We start from the raw sequence: 15,599 nt of genomic DNA on the forward strand, positions 1-15,599 counted from the left end.
CTTTAAACAAAACCGACAGGAAACGCACTCACGTGACAGCCCACTTTAACGAGTGCGTTGTTTAAGTCGCGGTCGTACTGGTTGCCATCGACTAACGGGATCACACCATGGGGGTGGGAAAAATCCGTGCCCGGCACACTGTCACCCCATGGGTTGGCAGTGCCTTGCGTGTACGTCAATTCTGAAAAATGAAGCTGAAGGAAATACACGCCATTTGACGGGGTGAGCGTGTACAACGCTTTCACGGCGGCGGCATTTTCTTTTCCTCCATTTACGCCCAGCGGGGCATGGGTTGGGCTGTCTGATTCCGTGCTAGACCATGACAAACGGCCATTGATCACGCCGCGGTCATCGAGCACGGCCACACTACCAATCGGCACATTGTTCGCACTGGCCAGTGTCCCGACTTTCTGCGTCAAACTGGCGATCACTCGGTTGCCGAAATTCGGCAAGAATGACGCGCTATAAAACACTTTGCGGGCCGTCGATGAAACAAGCCCATTACTCGACGGCACAGTAAAAGGCGCAAGGGCGCTATAAAACAACAAGCTCACGACATGCTCCCCCACTGACGGGTGGGCGTGACGGATCGTGTTGTCAATATTTTCAGACGCGTTATCCCACGTTAACGTCGTCCATTGACCGCCGCCGTCTTGCGTTCTCAATCGGCCATGCCCTTTATCCCACTTACTCATGGCGGGCCAATCATTCGGAAAATCACCGCGTAAACTGGCGGGATTCCAGTGCCCGGCCACCCCGTTTCTAAATGTTGACGCCAGCGCCGTGATCGAACTAATGATGTCTACATAGGGCATGTCGTCGTGTTCTTCGGGCAAACAAAACGCGTCCAATACTTCACGGGCGCAAAAGCTTTGGACGGCGTCGGACACCGAGCCCACATACCCCATATCGCTTACGCTGTCGGAAAAATCGGCGGTGATCGGGACAAACAACACCGGATCGCCACTGATTGCGCTATTATCAACGGTGCTCTCCCATGCGCGGGCCGTAGGGTTCCACTTCACCACGGTGTGGTTGGCCGTGTTACGCACGATCACGCGGTAAAAATCGCCCGTGGACAAGTGAATAAACCCCCAACTCACGTTGGGCTGACTGCCAAAGCCTCTATCTGCGCACGTGCGCACCGTCGCTACGACGGGCCATGTCACATTCACTTCCCCATACGGTAAATAATTCGCCGTCAATTGTGGCAAAGTGCCACGGGCAATACAGGGTAATTTTCCCTTGCCACGCATCAGCGCGTTGGATGCCAGCACCATGCTATTTTCTGCCAGTCCATCGGCATCGATGCGCTGAATCGGCAAACGTAAATCTTGAAACGCCCCCGCCCGGATCGCGTCATAATACCCGTATTGATTTCGTGTCCCTGTGACGCCTGACACAATCGACCCCGTGTTACCCCCATGTCGTTGCTTGCGGGGGTCAAAACAGGCCGCTAGCGAAAACTGTTTCCACTTCGGTAACGCATCCCACAAGCCAGCGACCGCGCCATCATAGGGCTGTTTCGTGCCGAATGGGTTTGCGTCTTGAAAATGACTGCCCTGATTTGCACGCTGAATCAGCGCCACAGGCAAGGCAAAACAGCGGCCTTTGTACGCCGCGCTGTGCCCATCGCGAGCGGCAAAATACCCCGCGCCCAAGGGGGCGTTTTTATGGCTGTCCACACTGGCCGTGCGAACACTATCAAACACCCCGCCATCCGGTGACCCTAAGCCCGAGGACACATCAGACATGCCTTGCGGATTCACGATACTGTTATAGCGAAACCCACTGCGGTAACAGAGATAGCCGTCGCCCACATACTGCCATTGCGTCACGGAATCCCATTGATTACCAAAGCCTGCGAGCGTTTTGGCACGGCCCACTACTTGGACGGGCTGATCCTCATCAGACAAATACATGTTCATGTCGGGGTGACTGCATACCGCCCGCTTTTGCGCCAACGTTAACGTGGCCCACGGGATCACCATGCCCACGGTCTCCGTGTCCCAAGGGCCAAACGCGGAAAACCCTTGTTTCACATAATCGGTGACAGGCACCAAGGGCAAGCCGCCCCACGACGTGCCGCCATATTGCACCGAGGCATCGGGACACACAAAATCGACGACGGGCATATGCACGGCCTCAAAATAGGCGAAGTCTTTGCGGTTCACGAGCACCGACTCGGCCACGGGCATCACACTCACATTGTGCAACACCATGACCTGTTCAGGAGATGACGAGCTGGCCACAAATTCTACGGTGATATAAGGGCTGGCATTGTAATGAAGGTTAACCGTCACGCGCTCGGTGTCGCCTGCTTTTAATGTTACATAATGCGCGGTTTCCCCCGGCAAACTCCCGGTGGCGTGTCCCATTCGCATACGCACTTTCACATCTGTCACCGCCGTGAACGTGGCCTCGCAGCGGTATTTTTCACCCTCTGTAAGTGCCACGTTTTGAGATAGCCATGACACCAATGAGTTTGACTCTCCCGCGGGTTGACGCATTTCCACGCCATCCGCGTGAACAGTGGCTTTTTCACCTGCGTTCCAACCCGTTAACCCGTTGCGAAAATCGCCATTGGTGAGCAATCCCTCGAACGCGTCAGGGGCGCTATCATACTCGACCACTTCGCCTGTGACGTTGTTATATACCCGCGTACCCGCTTCGGCGGGGGGCAACAACCACGCGGCAGAATACAGGCGATTAAAGTTTTTATTCGTGATGTGACGAAGATGGAACACCACGCCGTTCAGCATAAACGCGGGATCGGCACTGTTTGCGCTCCCTGTTGCGTTGCTATCCGTGCGCCCCATCAAAAACAAGTTGGCGCTGTCTGCATCCGTAAAGCGGCACGTGATCCCCTGATTCACAATCTCAACATTTGAGGCATTGCTGTGCTTGCCCATGCTAATGACACCTCCGGGGGCTGTCATCATGCGCGCTCGATCTTGGGTGGCGGTGAGAAACGCAGCCTCTGAGGGTAAATAGCCGCGCAACCCGACAGAATCCGCCGACGCTTGGGCTTTTGTGGCTTCGGCTTCTGCGCGGTTGGCTTGGGTGGTGCTCTGTGACAGCTTATCCGCCGCCCCTTGCTCGTGCCCTTCTGCCTTGCCTGCCGCAGCAGTGGCTTGCTCGGCTTTCAGTGCGGCGGTGTCTTTGTGCTGCCCGGCCAATGCCGCATCGTCCGCAACGCCTTGTTCTGAATTCGCTGCATTGCTGGCCGATTGCGCAGCCTGCGTCGCCTTTTGGGAGGTTTGCTGCAATAGCGAGGCCGCATTGCTTTCATGCTGCTCTGCTTTCGAAGCCGCAGCCTCTGCGCCACCCCTTGCGGTGACAGCAAGTGCCTTTTCATTCGCAGCAGTTTGCGCGCTCGCGCTCGCGGCATTGGCTTTCAGTGTTGCCTTGCTTGCCTGTTCAGTCGCAATAACGGCTTGCCTACCTGACTCTTGGCGCTCTGAAGCAGACAACGCCGCTTGCTGCCCTGACAGCACGGCAGATTGCGAGGCGCTATCTCGGTGCGACATGGCTTGCTGTTCAAGCTGCGTAACGTCTACCTTGCTTCGCTCAACGTCAATATGCCATTGCTGTACATCAGCGTGTTTTAAGCGCACTTCGCCCAGGCTCTCGCGCACTTCAATCACCGACTCAGGAAGAAGCGGCGACGTTAGCGCCATCAGTTCTTCTAGTGTCATTTCGCCGGTTACGTCGTCATTGACCACACATGAGCCAATGTGTTCAACATCAGAACGACGGCTAACCTGAGCGAACACCTCATACTCGCCGCGTTTCAGGCTAAAGTCGTATTGTCCCGCGTCATCCGTTTTTACAGAAACCGTGGAATTGAAAAACGTTTCACCTGCGCTTCTTGATACGCGAAGCTCTAGCAATGCACACGAAAGCGGCGTTCCGCCTGCATCCGTCAACTGACCTATGATTTTAATCATGCGTTATCGCCTCCGCTCTGAACTTGCAATGCGCTGGCGCTCTGCGTTGTCCGTGCTGGTTTTTCCCGTTAGCGCCAGTTGGAATAACTGGAGGTGCTGATTAGATTTACCTAGCTCGCTGTCGTTCTGCCCGTCTTTTGAGTAGGCACGAAACATCATGAAATCAAACACCATGGATTCATAAATCGACGGCAACGGGAACTGCTCGCTTTCGCCGTTAACACGTATTTGGCGGGCGTAATCAAATTCAACGTTGACGGCATTCGTCGGTGCAGGGAACACGTAGAAACTGAGGTCATCATTCTCTTGACGCGTCCAGTTAGTCGGCTGCGGGTCCTTCATCATTCGCCATTGCGGATAATTTTGATTTAAGCGAAAAATATCAACAAACTGCAATGCGTAGCCGTTGACATGGTTGACACCAATCAGCTTGTAAGCATCAGGGGGAAGCTGCGCACGCATACTGTTAGCCGCTAACTCCACCTCTGCCGTCACTCGGCCAAGGTCGGGGCGTACCACCAAAATGGATGAAATAGCATCGTTCAAATTACGAAGATGGGTTTCCTTGGTCCATCGAACAAAGTTGGGATCAATTAATTCGTCACCTAGACGCTCAAATAACTCAAGCACTGCTGCCACTAGAAGAACTCCCGCTTACGGACTGGCGCTGACGGTGACATGGAAGGGCTGGTTTCCAGCCTCCATCGCATCGCCTGGCGCATGGTTTCAACAAATTCACGCTCATAATGTGCGTGCAGGTTTGGGTCTAGCGAATCTGGCATGGCGTAAAGCCTCGCTGCGGCCCCTGCGCAAATCCCAGACAACCAATCGTCATAGAGTTTTGCGGGCAATTCCTTCGCGCCGAGTACGGGCTCAACCGTGCAAGTGATGGTCACGTCTTGAGCGTCACGCAAAAAGAACACGTCATCGAGACTCAACGCGTGATAATCTCGATCGGGCTGTAACGCAACGCCATCCGAGGTGATCAGCGCAGAATCTGACGCCTTTAAAATGCCGTCAGCGCGTCGGTTAACCGCACTGTCCCTGACAATGTTAATCGTCTGCCCTTCATACACTTGGCAAAAGGTACGTGACGCCATGACCACGCCACTGCCACGACAAAAGCGAACCGCACTCGCCACAATCGCTTGCTCCAATTGCATCGGAAGCACCACGGACACTAACTGCCTTAGCGTTGGCATGAACTCACTAACAGGGACAGTGCGCATGATTAACCTTCCCCTTGGCCTTCGCTTTCCGCTTTAGCACGAAACGCGTCACGCACGCGTAGGCGGAAATCTTGCACCGACTCTTGTGCGCCTTTCGGATCAATGTTCAAGTCATGCGCTTCAACCAACGTGGCCAACTGCGGGCCGGTTAGTTTTGACACGTCAGTATCAACGCCGCCAATCACCACCAGAGTATCGGCTGCTTTGCGTAGCAGTTCCGCTTCGGCTTCCGCTTTTGCTTTTGCTTCAGCTTTCGCCTTTTCCGCATCTTCTGCCGATTTCTGTGCGTCTTTCAGCTTATCCGCTTCCACGAATACCTGACCGAATCGGAGCAAGACCGCCGCCACTTCGTCAGACACTTCAATCGGTTTCATGCGCGGGAACACCTGACGCGAACCGGTAATGGTGTCGCGCTTAATTTCCTTCGGGCCGATATAAGCGATTTTTTGCTTACCCATGTTCAATGCACCTTCACTCTGAGAAATAAAAAAAGGGCGCACGCGGCACCCTTCATTCAACTGGGCTTGAATTAGTAGCCAGTCGCCACGTATTCAGGGTTGATTTCCAACTTACCTGTTGCCGCTGCACCTTTGATGGTGGCCGTCAGTACCGCCTTTTCTTCGGTGTACGTGGTAGGAAGCGCAATAGACAGGCTTGCTGCCGCTGACACATCAACATTCGCTTCAAGCAAGGTTTCACCCAGCTTAATGTCCACTTTTGCGCCAGCGCCCAGACCGCTAGTGTTCACGCGAACACCGGTCACTGAAATACCAATCGGCACGTCCAGCATTTCGACGACAGTTGCTACGGCTGCGGCTTTCAGCGTCACTGCGGCAAAGGCCATAGACAGGTTGCCTTGCGCACCGACATACATACGGTTGTGCATAGAGGGGGCTTTAATCGTTGCCATGTTTTGTTTACTCCGTTCGGAATTAGTAAGGGAAAGAAAAGGGCCAGCGTCAGCCAGCCCGTTTTCTTAAATGCCCAGGGTGATAGCAGTATCGACCGCGATAACACCGTGGTCATTCACACGGCCCGACTTGTCCGCAAAGCGGATTTTCTTCAAGCCATTCATCCAGCCAATGGTCACTTCTTCACGGTTACCCGCGTCCACTTTCTCAGTGTGTAAACTGAACTGGCTACCGTTTTGGGTTTTACCCCACGCATCCGCTAGTGCCTGCGCACCAATCAGCATGGCGCGGTCAATGTTAGTTGCCGCCTCCACTTGCTTAACGGTTGCCGCCTTGTCGTTGTTAGACACATCAACCGTTGAGCCTGTGTTAAAGCGAATTGGCATACCCAGGTACTTACGGATCAAAATGTTTTCGTGCATCACGCAATCACCACGGAACACGTCATGACTAAAATCAGACTTGCGCTTCATGGCGTTCGCCGCCAGTTGCTGCCAATCTTTGTAGCCTGCCGTGCGCTTGAAGTCAGCCCACTGGCGCGGCGTCACGTTCAAGATGTAGAACGGCTCGCTGCCTGCTTTGTTTTCTTCCGCAAAACGGATCGGCTGAATCGGGTGTGCCATTTCTTCAATGAACAAAGACAGGTTATCCACCACTTCCATGCCAAACACGTCCGCTTGGTCCAATCCTTCAAACGTGGTTGCATCACCGCCGAAGAAATGACGGTCATACGTTGGCGGCATAATGTCATTCACCAACATTTCGGCAAACTCAGGGTCGTTCATCAACGGCACGATAATGTCATCCGCGAAGTGATCACCACGTGCACCCGCCATGTGAACGGTCGCCAGTTGGTCTTTCAAATCGTTGAAGTAAGTGCCCAGTAGCGTACGCGCCGTGGTCATCAGGTTGTGACCGGTACGCTGCTGGCTCATCTTGCCGCCTGCATCCACTTGGTGACGACCTTGGTTGATTGACAGCTCGAAGCTGGTGAAGTCCAGACCCTCACCACGACCTGCGATTTTACGATCGCCCATCGTTGGCTTTTTAGATAGCTTGTGCACGATCTGCATGTCTACCGTGTCTCCTGACGCTTTCTGCAAATCGGTCACACGCACAATCGGTGCGCCTGGGCCTGTTTGCTTGTTGCCCTTCTTGTCACTGATCGCCGCTTTCGGTGCGTTGTCAGTGAGCATGTTGGTCATGGAGCGGTTACGGTTCGCTGCGGTAAACAGCGCCGCTTCTTGCAGTTTGACTGCCTGTGCTTTTGAAATGGTTGTCATTTTCTCAATCCTTTAAACAAAAAAACCCGCCACAGTGGGCGGGTTCTCGATGCCGTCTACACGGCGTTAACTTGCGTTGGAAAGAAAGGCGTTGATTTCATCGTCACTCATGCCAGACATAAGCGCTTGCAGTTCCTCAGAACTCGCGTTCGCTGCTTTGTCCATGAGCGATGAATGGCGATTAGTCGAACCTAACTCGCTAGGAGAATTCGGCAGTGCATTTTGTTTCGCTGCGTCTTCTGCGGCTGCGGCCTTGTCTTTCACCTGCTGGTCAAAGTGGGCTTTCGTGCGTCGAGCGGCTTCATCAAAACGTTCTGCCATTGGCTTGTTAGCCCATTGCGGATCTGCGCGTAGTTGGTCATCGAGCTCAATGGCTTTATTCCACTGTTCGCCGCCGCTTTTACGCCATGCCGCCAAATCTTGGTTTGCGTTGATCGCATCCAAAACCGGATCAGCACTGGTATGGTTCGCTGTCGGTTGTTCAGTGTGAGTGTTGGCCGTAGAGGAACTGTCGTTAGTACCGCCTGCGCCTTTCGCGCTTTGAAACGCATTCACTTGCGCGGCTAATGCACGAATTGCACCACCAATCTCGGGGTAGTCTTCATCGAGCGCATCTAACTGTTCTTCTGTGAGCTTGACGTTTTCAGGCAGGTCTTGTGGCGCCACACCCAGCTTTTCGAGTTGCTTGTCGCGAATGCTCAGTAAACGTTGAGTTTGTTCGTACTCGTCGTTTTTCGCCTGCATCGCGTCAATTTGCTCTTTGAGCTGTCGGTTGGCTTCGCGCTCGCGTTCAAGTACGTCATAAGGAATAACGTGCTCGCCGTCTTTCGCTGCGATCCCTTTTGGTGTATCACCTTGCGTCTGATCATCAACGTTATCGCCCGCGACTGCCGAAGTCGCGCCAGTATCGGCACCATGCGCTTCTGTCTTTGTATCAGTGTTCTGAATGGATTCTACTGCTGGCAGTTCTCCGTCATCCGTCTGTTCGTCAACGACTTCAGCACTTTCAAACTTTGCCAATAGCGCTTCCATTTCTTCAACGCTTTCTTCACCTGTAAACTCGATTTCCACTTTTCGCATCTCCTGTGTAGACGTATCGCTGTCTTTGCGGCTAAGGGCTCTCAGTGAAAGCCCTTAACGACAGAGACAAAAAAACCGCCAATTGGCGGCTGTTATTTCTGAACAATGGCTAGCGGCTATTCCTCAGTCACTCTCATCATGTTGATGTAAATGAATCTAGCGTCAACGCCTTTCGAAATGACTAACCCCGACATAACATCAAACGCAGACAAGCCCTCAAAAACGACTGAGCCAGCAGGCGTTAAGCAAGCATCAAGCGACTTGACCTGCCCCCCTATCGCGTAATGTGCAACTCGTGAGTCATTGGCAGCCCTAGATGAAACGACTTCTACCCTGTAAGTTTTTAGCGGGTTTAGCGCCAACGCTGACATATCAACATTTATGTCATTCGCATCGCCGTAGATGAACGATAACAAGCCATCATGATTGCTTAAGCTAACACTATTATCGGTGTCGTCATTGACGTTCCCGCGCCCCGTATTCACAGAGCCTGCGTCACCAGAAACAGAAATCGCAGAGCCTGCAAGCGTCACGCCTTTTACACTTCGAATTCCTGTCGTGCGTCGCTGCGACGAAGACAGCTTGTTGTAACCGTCAGCGTAAATATCTAGCACACCGAAGTTAATCACTACATCATCGACCGTTAAGCCAAACTCAGCTTTCTTGCACTCTTTGGCAATAGCGGAAGCGATGTAGTTAATGTTAAGCAGCACACCCGTAGCTGACGGGTTAACTCCGTCAACCTCGTGCCACTCCTCCCACTGCGACGCAGTCATTGCATGAAGATCTAGCTCAATGTCTGCAAATTCCTTGATAATCGGCCTAATGACGGCCTGATTGTAAGGGGCTGACGGATTAGACGCAGGGGGAACGCGATAAGTGATTGACGACATGGCGAGAATGTAGCCTGCTTTCTTTATCTTTGAGGCAATCTCTCGCATGTTGCTTTGCATATCGGTTGCGCCACCGGGGTATGGCCCGAACTGCGACACGTCACTACTTGGCCCATGCAGGACAATAACCGTTTTTGATGCATCACTTTTGAATTCATCGATAACATGCTGAATTCCGTTTAGCATCATAGAAGACGTGTCACCGCTCGTTGCCCTTTCAAATGCCTTTACAGGGACACCATAGCTAGCAAACAAATCCTCCATCAGTCGCACTTCACTAATGTCGTCCAGTGTCTGCTCCATGATTGCGCCGCCAAACAGAACAACTTGTGTGATCTCGTGAGTAGGCGATTCCAATAACATGCCTACTTCATTGATTGGCAGAGGTCTCATCAGAACCTCTCAATAATGAGCTTCAACTCATCAAACCCTTCCAGCACTGCACCTTCGCTTGCTTTCGCATAAAGGGAGTCCGCTGATCCGCCCCATCGTGGCTTTTCATACGTTGGCGGGTTGAGTTTGGCTAGGTTAACTGTGCCAAACTGAATAGCTTCTTTCACGCCACCGAGCTCAACCAGCAATTCAATCGTCCCCGTCGCTTCCGTTGTTGGTTTTCCATCTTTCATGGGGATAAGAAACACACGACCATCAAACGCGAAGTCGCACCCAATGCTCTTGCCGCTTGTCAGTGCCGCAACACTAAGTTTCGCTACAAACTTCTTTCTGCCAGGTTCATAGAATCTGTTCATTTCACATCCTTGTTCTTTAAGCATGATAGTTCGCCAAGCGACTGGATCACATACCAATCATCAGCATCAATGTCACCAATGGACGGTACCCATACAGACACACACTCTTGCGCAGTTTTCAGCGCGTAGTAAGGCTTGTAAGGCACCATGTCATTCGGGAATTCGCCTTTGATAGCCTCCACCTGTGCAGGGTAAACGCCACCAGGTACGTAGTAGGCAAACATCCCTTTGCCATTCCAGCCACGACGTGCAACGCGACGGCCATCGCGCATCGCCGCTTGTGCTTGGTCAAACTTCATCGTCATCCCTTACAGGTAGTTACGCTGTTCCATGACTCCGTCGGCTCAAAGCCGTCACTGGTACTGCCCGTCACTTTCAGCAAGTAACCTTCCAGCTCCCACAGTTTGTTAACCGCTGCGGCCTTGCATCGTTCTTTCGCCCAATGCTCGCCCGTTTCTTGTTTGTACTCGTTTGGGTCCACACACGCTGATTCGCCGTATGCCACTTGGAAACCATTAGGCAAGAACGCCCAACAACCTGTTACGGTCGTGTCATCCACACGCGCAAACTTGAACGTTAGCGATTCCACTAACGCCGTAATGTGTGCGAATGCCACTTTGTTTTGTTTGGCCATATCCATTCCCTAAATAGCGCCCAATAAAAAAGCCCCACCCAAAAGGGCGAGGCTTCACACGATGGGGATAATTTACCTTAGATTTCGGCACGCTACAACTGCAACGCGTCAATCTGGCTCGTTAATAGCGCGTCGTAGTCGGCACGCACTCGATTCAGTTCTTCTGTCACTTGCTGCATCTCTGCGAGAATCTTGCCTGTCTCGGCTTGTTTCTTCGCATTGTCATAGCGTTTAGACTGCGCTTCTGCTTCATCACGCATCGCTGCGGATTGGAGTTTCGTTACCTTGGCTTCGAGTTCGCCCACCTTGGCGTTCATTTCACGCATGGCCAGTTCTTCTTGCGCCGCGGCTTTCTGCTGCTGCTGCGCGAATGCTTGTTGTTCTTCTGGCGTCATGTCTTCGGGGTCTTTCGGCAAGTTCAGCGCACCGCGTACACGCTCCATGAACTCTTGCTTATTCGGCACATCAGACAATTCACACACCAAGTCAAACACGGCCATCTGCACTTGTGGTGGCATGTTGGCAGTGATCAGCATCATGCGATCCGCCAACTGTGCTTTGTATGCCGTGGTTTGTTGAATAGGCGCAAGGGCAATGTGTGCACGCAAGCGGGTAATGTCGTTATTCAATCCCTGCTCGGTTTCTTCGTTCAAGATAACGGGCTTACGCTTTTGCTTATCATCACGGTTGATCACAATGCGCTTGTTCTTCTGCTTCGCCATGTCTTCAAGAATGTAGCCGAGCATTAACTCACCGAGCAACTGACAGCTAAGACGATAGTTATCATTCACCTCAGCAAGCGTGGTCGCGCCCTGTTCAACAAGGTTTGCAATCGCTACGCCAGAATCCGCGCCGCCTTCTTGGCCCAAGAAAGCCGAGTAAATACCCATAGTGTCTTGGATCAGCTTCATTGAGTCTTGCATCACCTGAAACTGCTGTGCGGCGATATTGAAATCGCTTTGCACCTGAAACGCTTCGCTAATGGTTTTCTTGTTGCGGCGATCAGGGTTAAGCGGAATGTAACCATCCGGCCTTTCGACTTGCTCCATGACCTGATCACGGCTCAGGTTCGTGGCGTCGTCATCGGCGATCACGCGCTTAGCCTGCAATAGCCAAGTCAGTTTAAGACGACGGAAGTTCACTTCGTCTTGCGCAGGGATAGCACGAGAAATCAGGCCATAGGGTTCACCACTCTTGTCTTTGCGATAACCAAAGAACGGCACAATAGGGAACATGCCATATGGTGCCTGGCACTTTCTTGCTCCTAGCTTATGAGGACCAGCAAACCACGTTTCGATAATGGTACTGGTTTGGCCTATTGTGACCTCAGCTCGCCCCATCGCAACGGCAGTGGCATGAGCAAGATTGTTCTTATCAAACTCAATCACGCGCCCGTCACTCAAATGGATCACAGGCTTACGCTCAATCACGCGACGATAAACAATCTGCAAACGAATGCGCTTGCGGTTTTGGCTTAGGTACTCAGATTCGGAACGGCTCCAGCCTTGGTATTCTTCCCATGCACTCACGAGATTAGCGTCAATGCCTTCAATGTGGCTAACATCCGCAAACCCGTCCCAATCTTTCACCGCATAATCCAGCACCTCGGCTTTGTGTGGCAGCATGGCTTTCAGCGTGTCCACTTCTTCCCAGCGCTGTCGCATCACCCATTGGCAATCCGACCAATCAGGTTCAACCGATAACCAATCCCAAAACACCTCATCGCGGGGGATGTTCTTTGCCTTGTACTTAGGTCCAAACGGATCAGGGTTTCGATACACTTCCACGAAACCAACGCCACACTTCACTTGCCCTGCATAGGCTTCCGAGCGTGCGCGGTCTAATCGGCTTAATCGACACGCATCAGAGAATTCAGCATTGACCGCCTCGGCCAACTTCTCCATTTCCTCATCAGGATCATCAGCAATCACCATCAAATCAGTTCGAGTCTTTGCTTCCATACCCAATACACCATCAATCGCAGGGGCGATAAGGTTGTGCATCGTCTCAGGTTGGCCGCGTTCTCTCAGTACCGCCACCACCTTTGGGTCCAGTTGATCGCCGTCGTAATACGCACAAGCTCGGTTCGCATTACTTCGCCAGCCCGGTTGACCGTCAATGTCGGACATAATGACCGTGAGTGCTTGCGTATCAATGCCAGTGTCTTTCAGTGCTGCTGTCATTATTTCGTCATCCAGTGAGTAGGTTTACGTGGGGTCTCAACTTTCTTCATGCGTTTAGGCATACGTGCACGCATTTCTTGGGCAATCATGTAACTCACAAGCTGATCATCAAAACAGCCGTCTTGTGCATTCATGCTGCCGCGTTTGTCATAGACGTAGGTGTGCATCTCAGACACGGTGCCGATCCAACGCGCCCCTGATATGTTGTTCTTGAGTAGGGTTTTCATGCCCTCAGTGAGAATGGGCTTGCTTTGTTTGGTCGTCAGCCAGCCGAGTTTTACGGTTTCGTCCTCGTCTTCGCGATCGATGTACTGCTCAGAGTAAATACGCGATGAAGGGTAAAGGTCCTTGAATGCCAAGATAAAGGCGTGACCATGGTTATTACGTTCTGGCCCCACATAGGCTTTGCAGTACCACTTACCCACATGAGCCACAAGCTGCGCGAACAACTCCACGTCCAAATGACCAAACCAATGCGCCACTTGTTCACCAGTGCTTTTCTTCACCACGTCGAAACTAGAACGGTCGCCATGCTCCAAGCCTTCCGCAATATCGACGCCAATGGCGTAGTCTTCGTCCTCGTCGGGCAACTCCCACACAAGAAGCATGTTCATCAAGCTGCGTTGGCCTTGTTCATCCATCTTCTCAGGCTTCTGCGCCTTGTGCTTACTGCCCGTTGTTGGGTCCATGTCATACACAATGAGCGGAGCCACGCATTCAGCCTCAGCATTCATCGTATGAATCGCATTGAAAACACGACGGCCAGAAACTAAAAACGCCTCGATAGGCGTTGAAGGGAATTCCTGTTTCATTTCGTCGCCCTGCTCGGACTCTTTGAGCACGTACCATTGCCGCTGTTCATCAGAAAGCGTGCAGTTCATGGCATTTTCCACGGCATCAAAGTATTCACGCTGAACCTTGCTCATCACAACACCGTTCTTCGGTACCGCGGCGCGATACTTCGGATCTTGCCACCAAGCAAAGAAGTGAAACTTCCAATCCAGCGACGTTAACTCGGCATTGGCTTTCGTGAGATCCATAGACTTCATCGTCATGCTATGAAAATCGCCGCCTACACCTTCTGCCGTGCTCTCAATGAATGCTACGCAACCAGGGTGAATGGCATTCAACGTACCGGTTCTCACCTCTTTGGCTTTTTGTGGGTACTTCGCACATATCTTGCCGTGCTCAGAAACATGTAATCGCTGCACGGTACCTGAGCGAAAAGAAGTCGCCACCTGAATACTTGAACCATGCTCGAAAAGAAGTCGCCCACCAGTTGCACCCGACGTGCGAGATTTGATTTTGAAACGTGTCTTTAGCCAGGCAGGAAGATTATCGAAGGGGATTTCAATCTTGGTACGGAAGATTTCGCCTGCTGCTGATTGGTCCTGCGCGATGATCCCGCACTTGAGGTTCTTATTGAATAGCGCCTCATCGAGCAGATAAATGTCAATCGCTGTAGAGAATCCAAGCTGTCGCGCTTTCAGAATGATGTTGAGCCAGTGCATCAACTCAAACAGCAATCGTTGAGCAGGACGCAAACGAAACGTAACTAACTCACCCTGCTCATTCTCAATCTTGTACAAGTTATCGAGACGCCACCACTTGTCGGACAGTCGCTTCTCAATCTCAGCAATCTCTTGCTCGTCGGTGATCTCATGAATGTCTGTCATTGCGGCTTACTCATCAAGCCGCCTGTCCCCATCGATTGCAAGTCTTCAAGCATTTGGCTAATTGGTGTGTCATCGCCTTTGCCTTCTTTCGATAACTTGTCCGCTTCCAGCGTCAGTTTTCGCGTAGCGCTGCGTATGCGCTTCGTATCTTCAACCACTTTCGCGCAATTCACGAGATCTAGACCGAGACTGCTCATTGTTCGAGTTATCGACTCAATACGCGCAGTGAGATTATCGAGCTGTCCATTCACACGAGTGAACGACTCATACAGAGAAATACGGTCCTCCACTGTCGTCGCACTTGCCATGTCTTCATGAATCTTGCCGAGGTATTCAATACCGCTTTGCAATCTCGCACGCGTCAGCATCAATTCATCATCTAACGTTGCCGTGTCCGCCGCATCAAACATATGCTGCTTTGCTTCTGGAAAGTAACGCGCATACAAACCGCCTTTCCTTGCCGCCTGATTGCCTTCAACAAAGGAATTGCTCGGCACATTCGTATTGCCCTGATTACCCACCGAAACAGAGTGCCCTGACTGGAAACGCCCTTTGCTATCCCTCTCGCCTTTGCCCTCTGAATCATCCAAGTGCCGTTTTTCGCGACCATCAGACTCAGAAGGGGGGACACAATTTGTTTCTTGCGATCTTTTTTTCGCGTCTTTCTTCTGCGCCTTTGGCTTTTGCGCAGTTTGCGCAGTTTTGGTCTGCGCATTACCTGACTGCGCAATTGTGCGCACTTTAATGTATCGACGTGCACTCGCGTAGTTCAGCCCTTTAGCGTCACACCACTCTTTCGCGCCAGTGCCATATTTGTCATGGTCATGTTCGAACTGCGCCTGTAACTTCTTCCAGTCCTGTTTAGCCATTACTTACTTACTTGCTCTCTACTGAACTCACCTTCAACCACCCAATCACCAATGCGAGGCTGGTATGAAACCTTTACTGTGACTCTTGAGCCATCGGAAAGCTGAACACGAGCGCTGACTCCATTCCAACGGATAACATTGG

14 protein-coding genes are annotated in these 15,599 nt (G+C 52.0%); all 14 read right to left on the reverse strand.

Annotation, left to right across the window (positions count from 1 at the left end):
- Positions 1–2: 2 nt before the first annotated feature.
- The 14 genes from AB8599_RS08875 to AB8599_RS08940 all read right to left on the reverse strand — a co-directional run bounded on the left by AB8599_RS08875 (position 3) and on the right by AB8599_RS08940 (position 15,457).
- Positions 3–3,950 carry a prophage tail fiber N-terminal domain-containing protein gene (locus AB8599_RS08875; RefSeq protein ID WP_407330551.1) on the reverse strand — a complete coding sequence of 1,316 codons (3,948 nt, stop codon included), beginning with the start codon at positions 3,948–3,950 and terminating at the stop codon, positions 3–5.
- Between the two features lie 3 nt (positions 3,951–3,953).
- The gene (locus AB8599_RS08880) at positions 3,954–4,589 is read right to left on the reverse strand and encodes a DUF6682 family protein (RefSeq protein ID WP_407330552.1); all 636 of its coding nucleotides are present in this window, start codon (positions 4,587–4,589) and stop codon (positions 3,954–3,956) included.
- Positions 4,589–5,179 carry a hypothetical protein gene (locus AB8599_RS08885; protein ID WP_407330553.1) on the reverse strand — a complete coding sequence of 197 codons (591 nt, stop codon included), beginning with the start codon at positions 5,177–5,179 and terminating at the stop codon, positions 4,589–4,591. Before AB8599_RS08885 ends, AB8599_RS08880 begins: the two co-directional genes overlap by 1 nt.
- Before the next feature lie 2 nt (positions 5,180–5,181).
- Positions 5,182–5,637 (reverse strand): hypothetical protein, encoded by a 456-nt coding sequence (locus tag AB8599_RS08890; RefSeq protein ID WP_407330554.1) that lies wholly within the window; start codon positions 5,635–5,637, stop codon positions 5,182–5,184.
- Between the two features lie 71 nt (positions 5,638–5,708).
- Positions 5,709–6,089, reverse strand: coding sequence for a hypothetical protein (locus AB8599_RS08895; RefSeq protein WP_407330555.1), 381 nt, complete (start codon positions 6,087–6,089; stop codon positions 5,709–5,711).
- A 66-nt stretch (positions 6,090–6,155) separates the two neighbouring features.
- On the reverse strand, positions 6,156–7,373 hold the full coding sequence (locus AB8599_RS08900; protein ID WP_407330556.1) for a N4-gp56 family major capsid protein: 1,218 nt from the start codon (positions 7,371–7,373) through the stop codon (positions 6,156–6,158).
- Between the two features lie 66 nt (positions 7,374–7,439).
- Positions 7,440–8,453: a hypothetical protein gene (locus AB8599_RS08905; protein WP_407330557.1), complete on the reverse strand. Its 1,014-nt coding sequence runs from the start codon at positions 8,451–8,453 to the stop codon at positions 7,440–7,442.
- 116 nt (positions 8,454–8,569) lie between these two features.
- On the reverse strand, positions 8,570–9,709 hold the full coding sequence (locus AB8599_RS08910; protein WP_407330558.1) for an SGNH/GDSL hydrolase family protein: 1,140 nt from the start codon (positions 9,707–9,709) through the stop codon (positions 8,570–8,572).
- A 29-nt stretch (positions 9,710–9,738) separates the two neighbouring features.
- Entirely contained in the window at positions 9,739–10,095 is a 357-nt protein-coding gene (locus AB8599_RS08915; protein WP_407330559.1) for a hypothetical protein, read from the reverse strand.
- Positions 10,092–10,394 (reverse strand): DUF2829 domain-containing protein, encoded by a 303-nt coding sequence (locus AB8599_RS08920; RefSeq protein ID WP_407330560.1) that lies wholly within the window; start codon positions 10,392–10,394, stop codon positions 10,092–10,094. Before AB8599_RS08920 ends, AB8599_RS08915 begins: the two co-directional genes overlap by 4 nt.
- A gap of 2 nt (positions 10,395–10,396) precedes the next feature.
- On the reverse strand, positions 10,397–10,729 hold the full coding sequence (locus tag AB8599_RS08925; protein ID WP_407330561.1) for a Gp49 family protein: 333 nt from the start codon (positions 10,727–10,729) through the stop codon (positions 10,397–10,399).
- Between the two features lie 92 nt (positions 10,730–10,821).
- A complete protein-coding gene (locus AB8599_RS08930) occupies positions 10,822–12,912 on the reverse strand; it encodes a portal protein (protein ID WP_407330562.1) in 2,091 nt (696 codons plus the stop codon).
- Positions 12,912–14,588 (reverse strand): terminase, encoded by a 1,677-nt coding sequence (locus tag AB8599_RS08935; protein ID WP_407330563.1) that lies wholly within the window; start codon positions 14,586–14,588, stop codon positions 12,912–12,914. Before AB8599_RS08935 ends, AB8599_RS08930 begins: the two co-directional genes overlap by 1 nt.
- Positions 14,585–15,457 carry a hypothetical protein gene (locus tag AB8599_RS08940; RefSeq protein WP_407330564.1) on the reverse strand — a complete coding sequence of 291 codons (873 nt, stop codon included), beginning with the start codon at positions 15,455–15,457 and terminating at the stop codon, positions 14,585–14,587. The genes AB8599_RS08935 and AB8599_RS08940 overlap by 4 nt, the downstream gene beginning before the upstream one ends.
- Positions 15,458–15,599: the final 142 nt, after the last annotated feature.

This window comes from Enterovibrio litoreus (assembly GCF_045679545.1).
Lineage (GTDB): Bacteria > Pseudomonadota > Gammaproteobacteria > Enterobacterales > Vibrionaceae > Enterovibrio.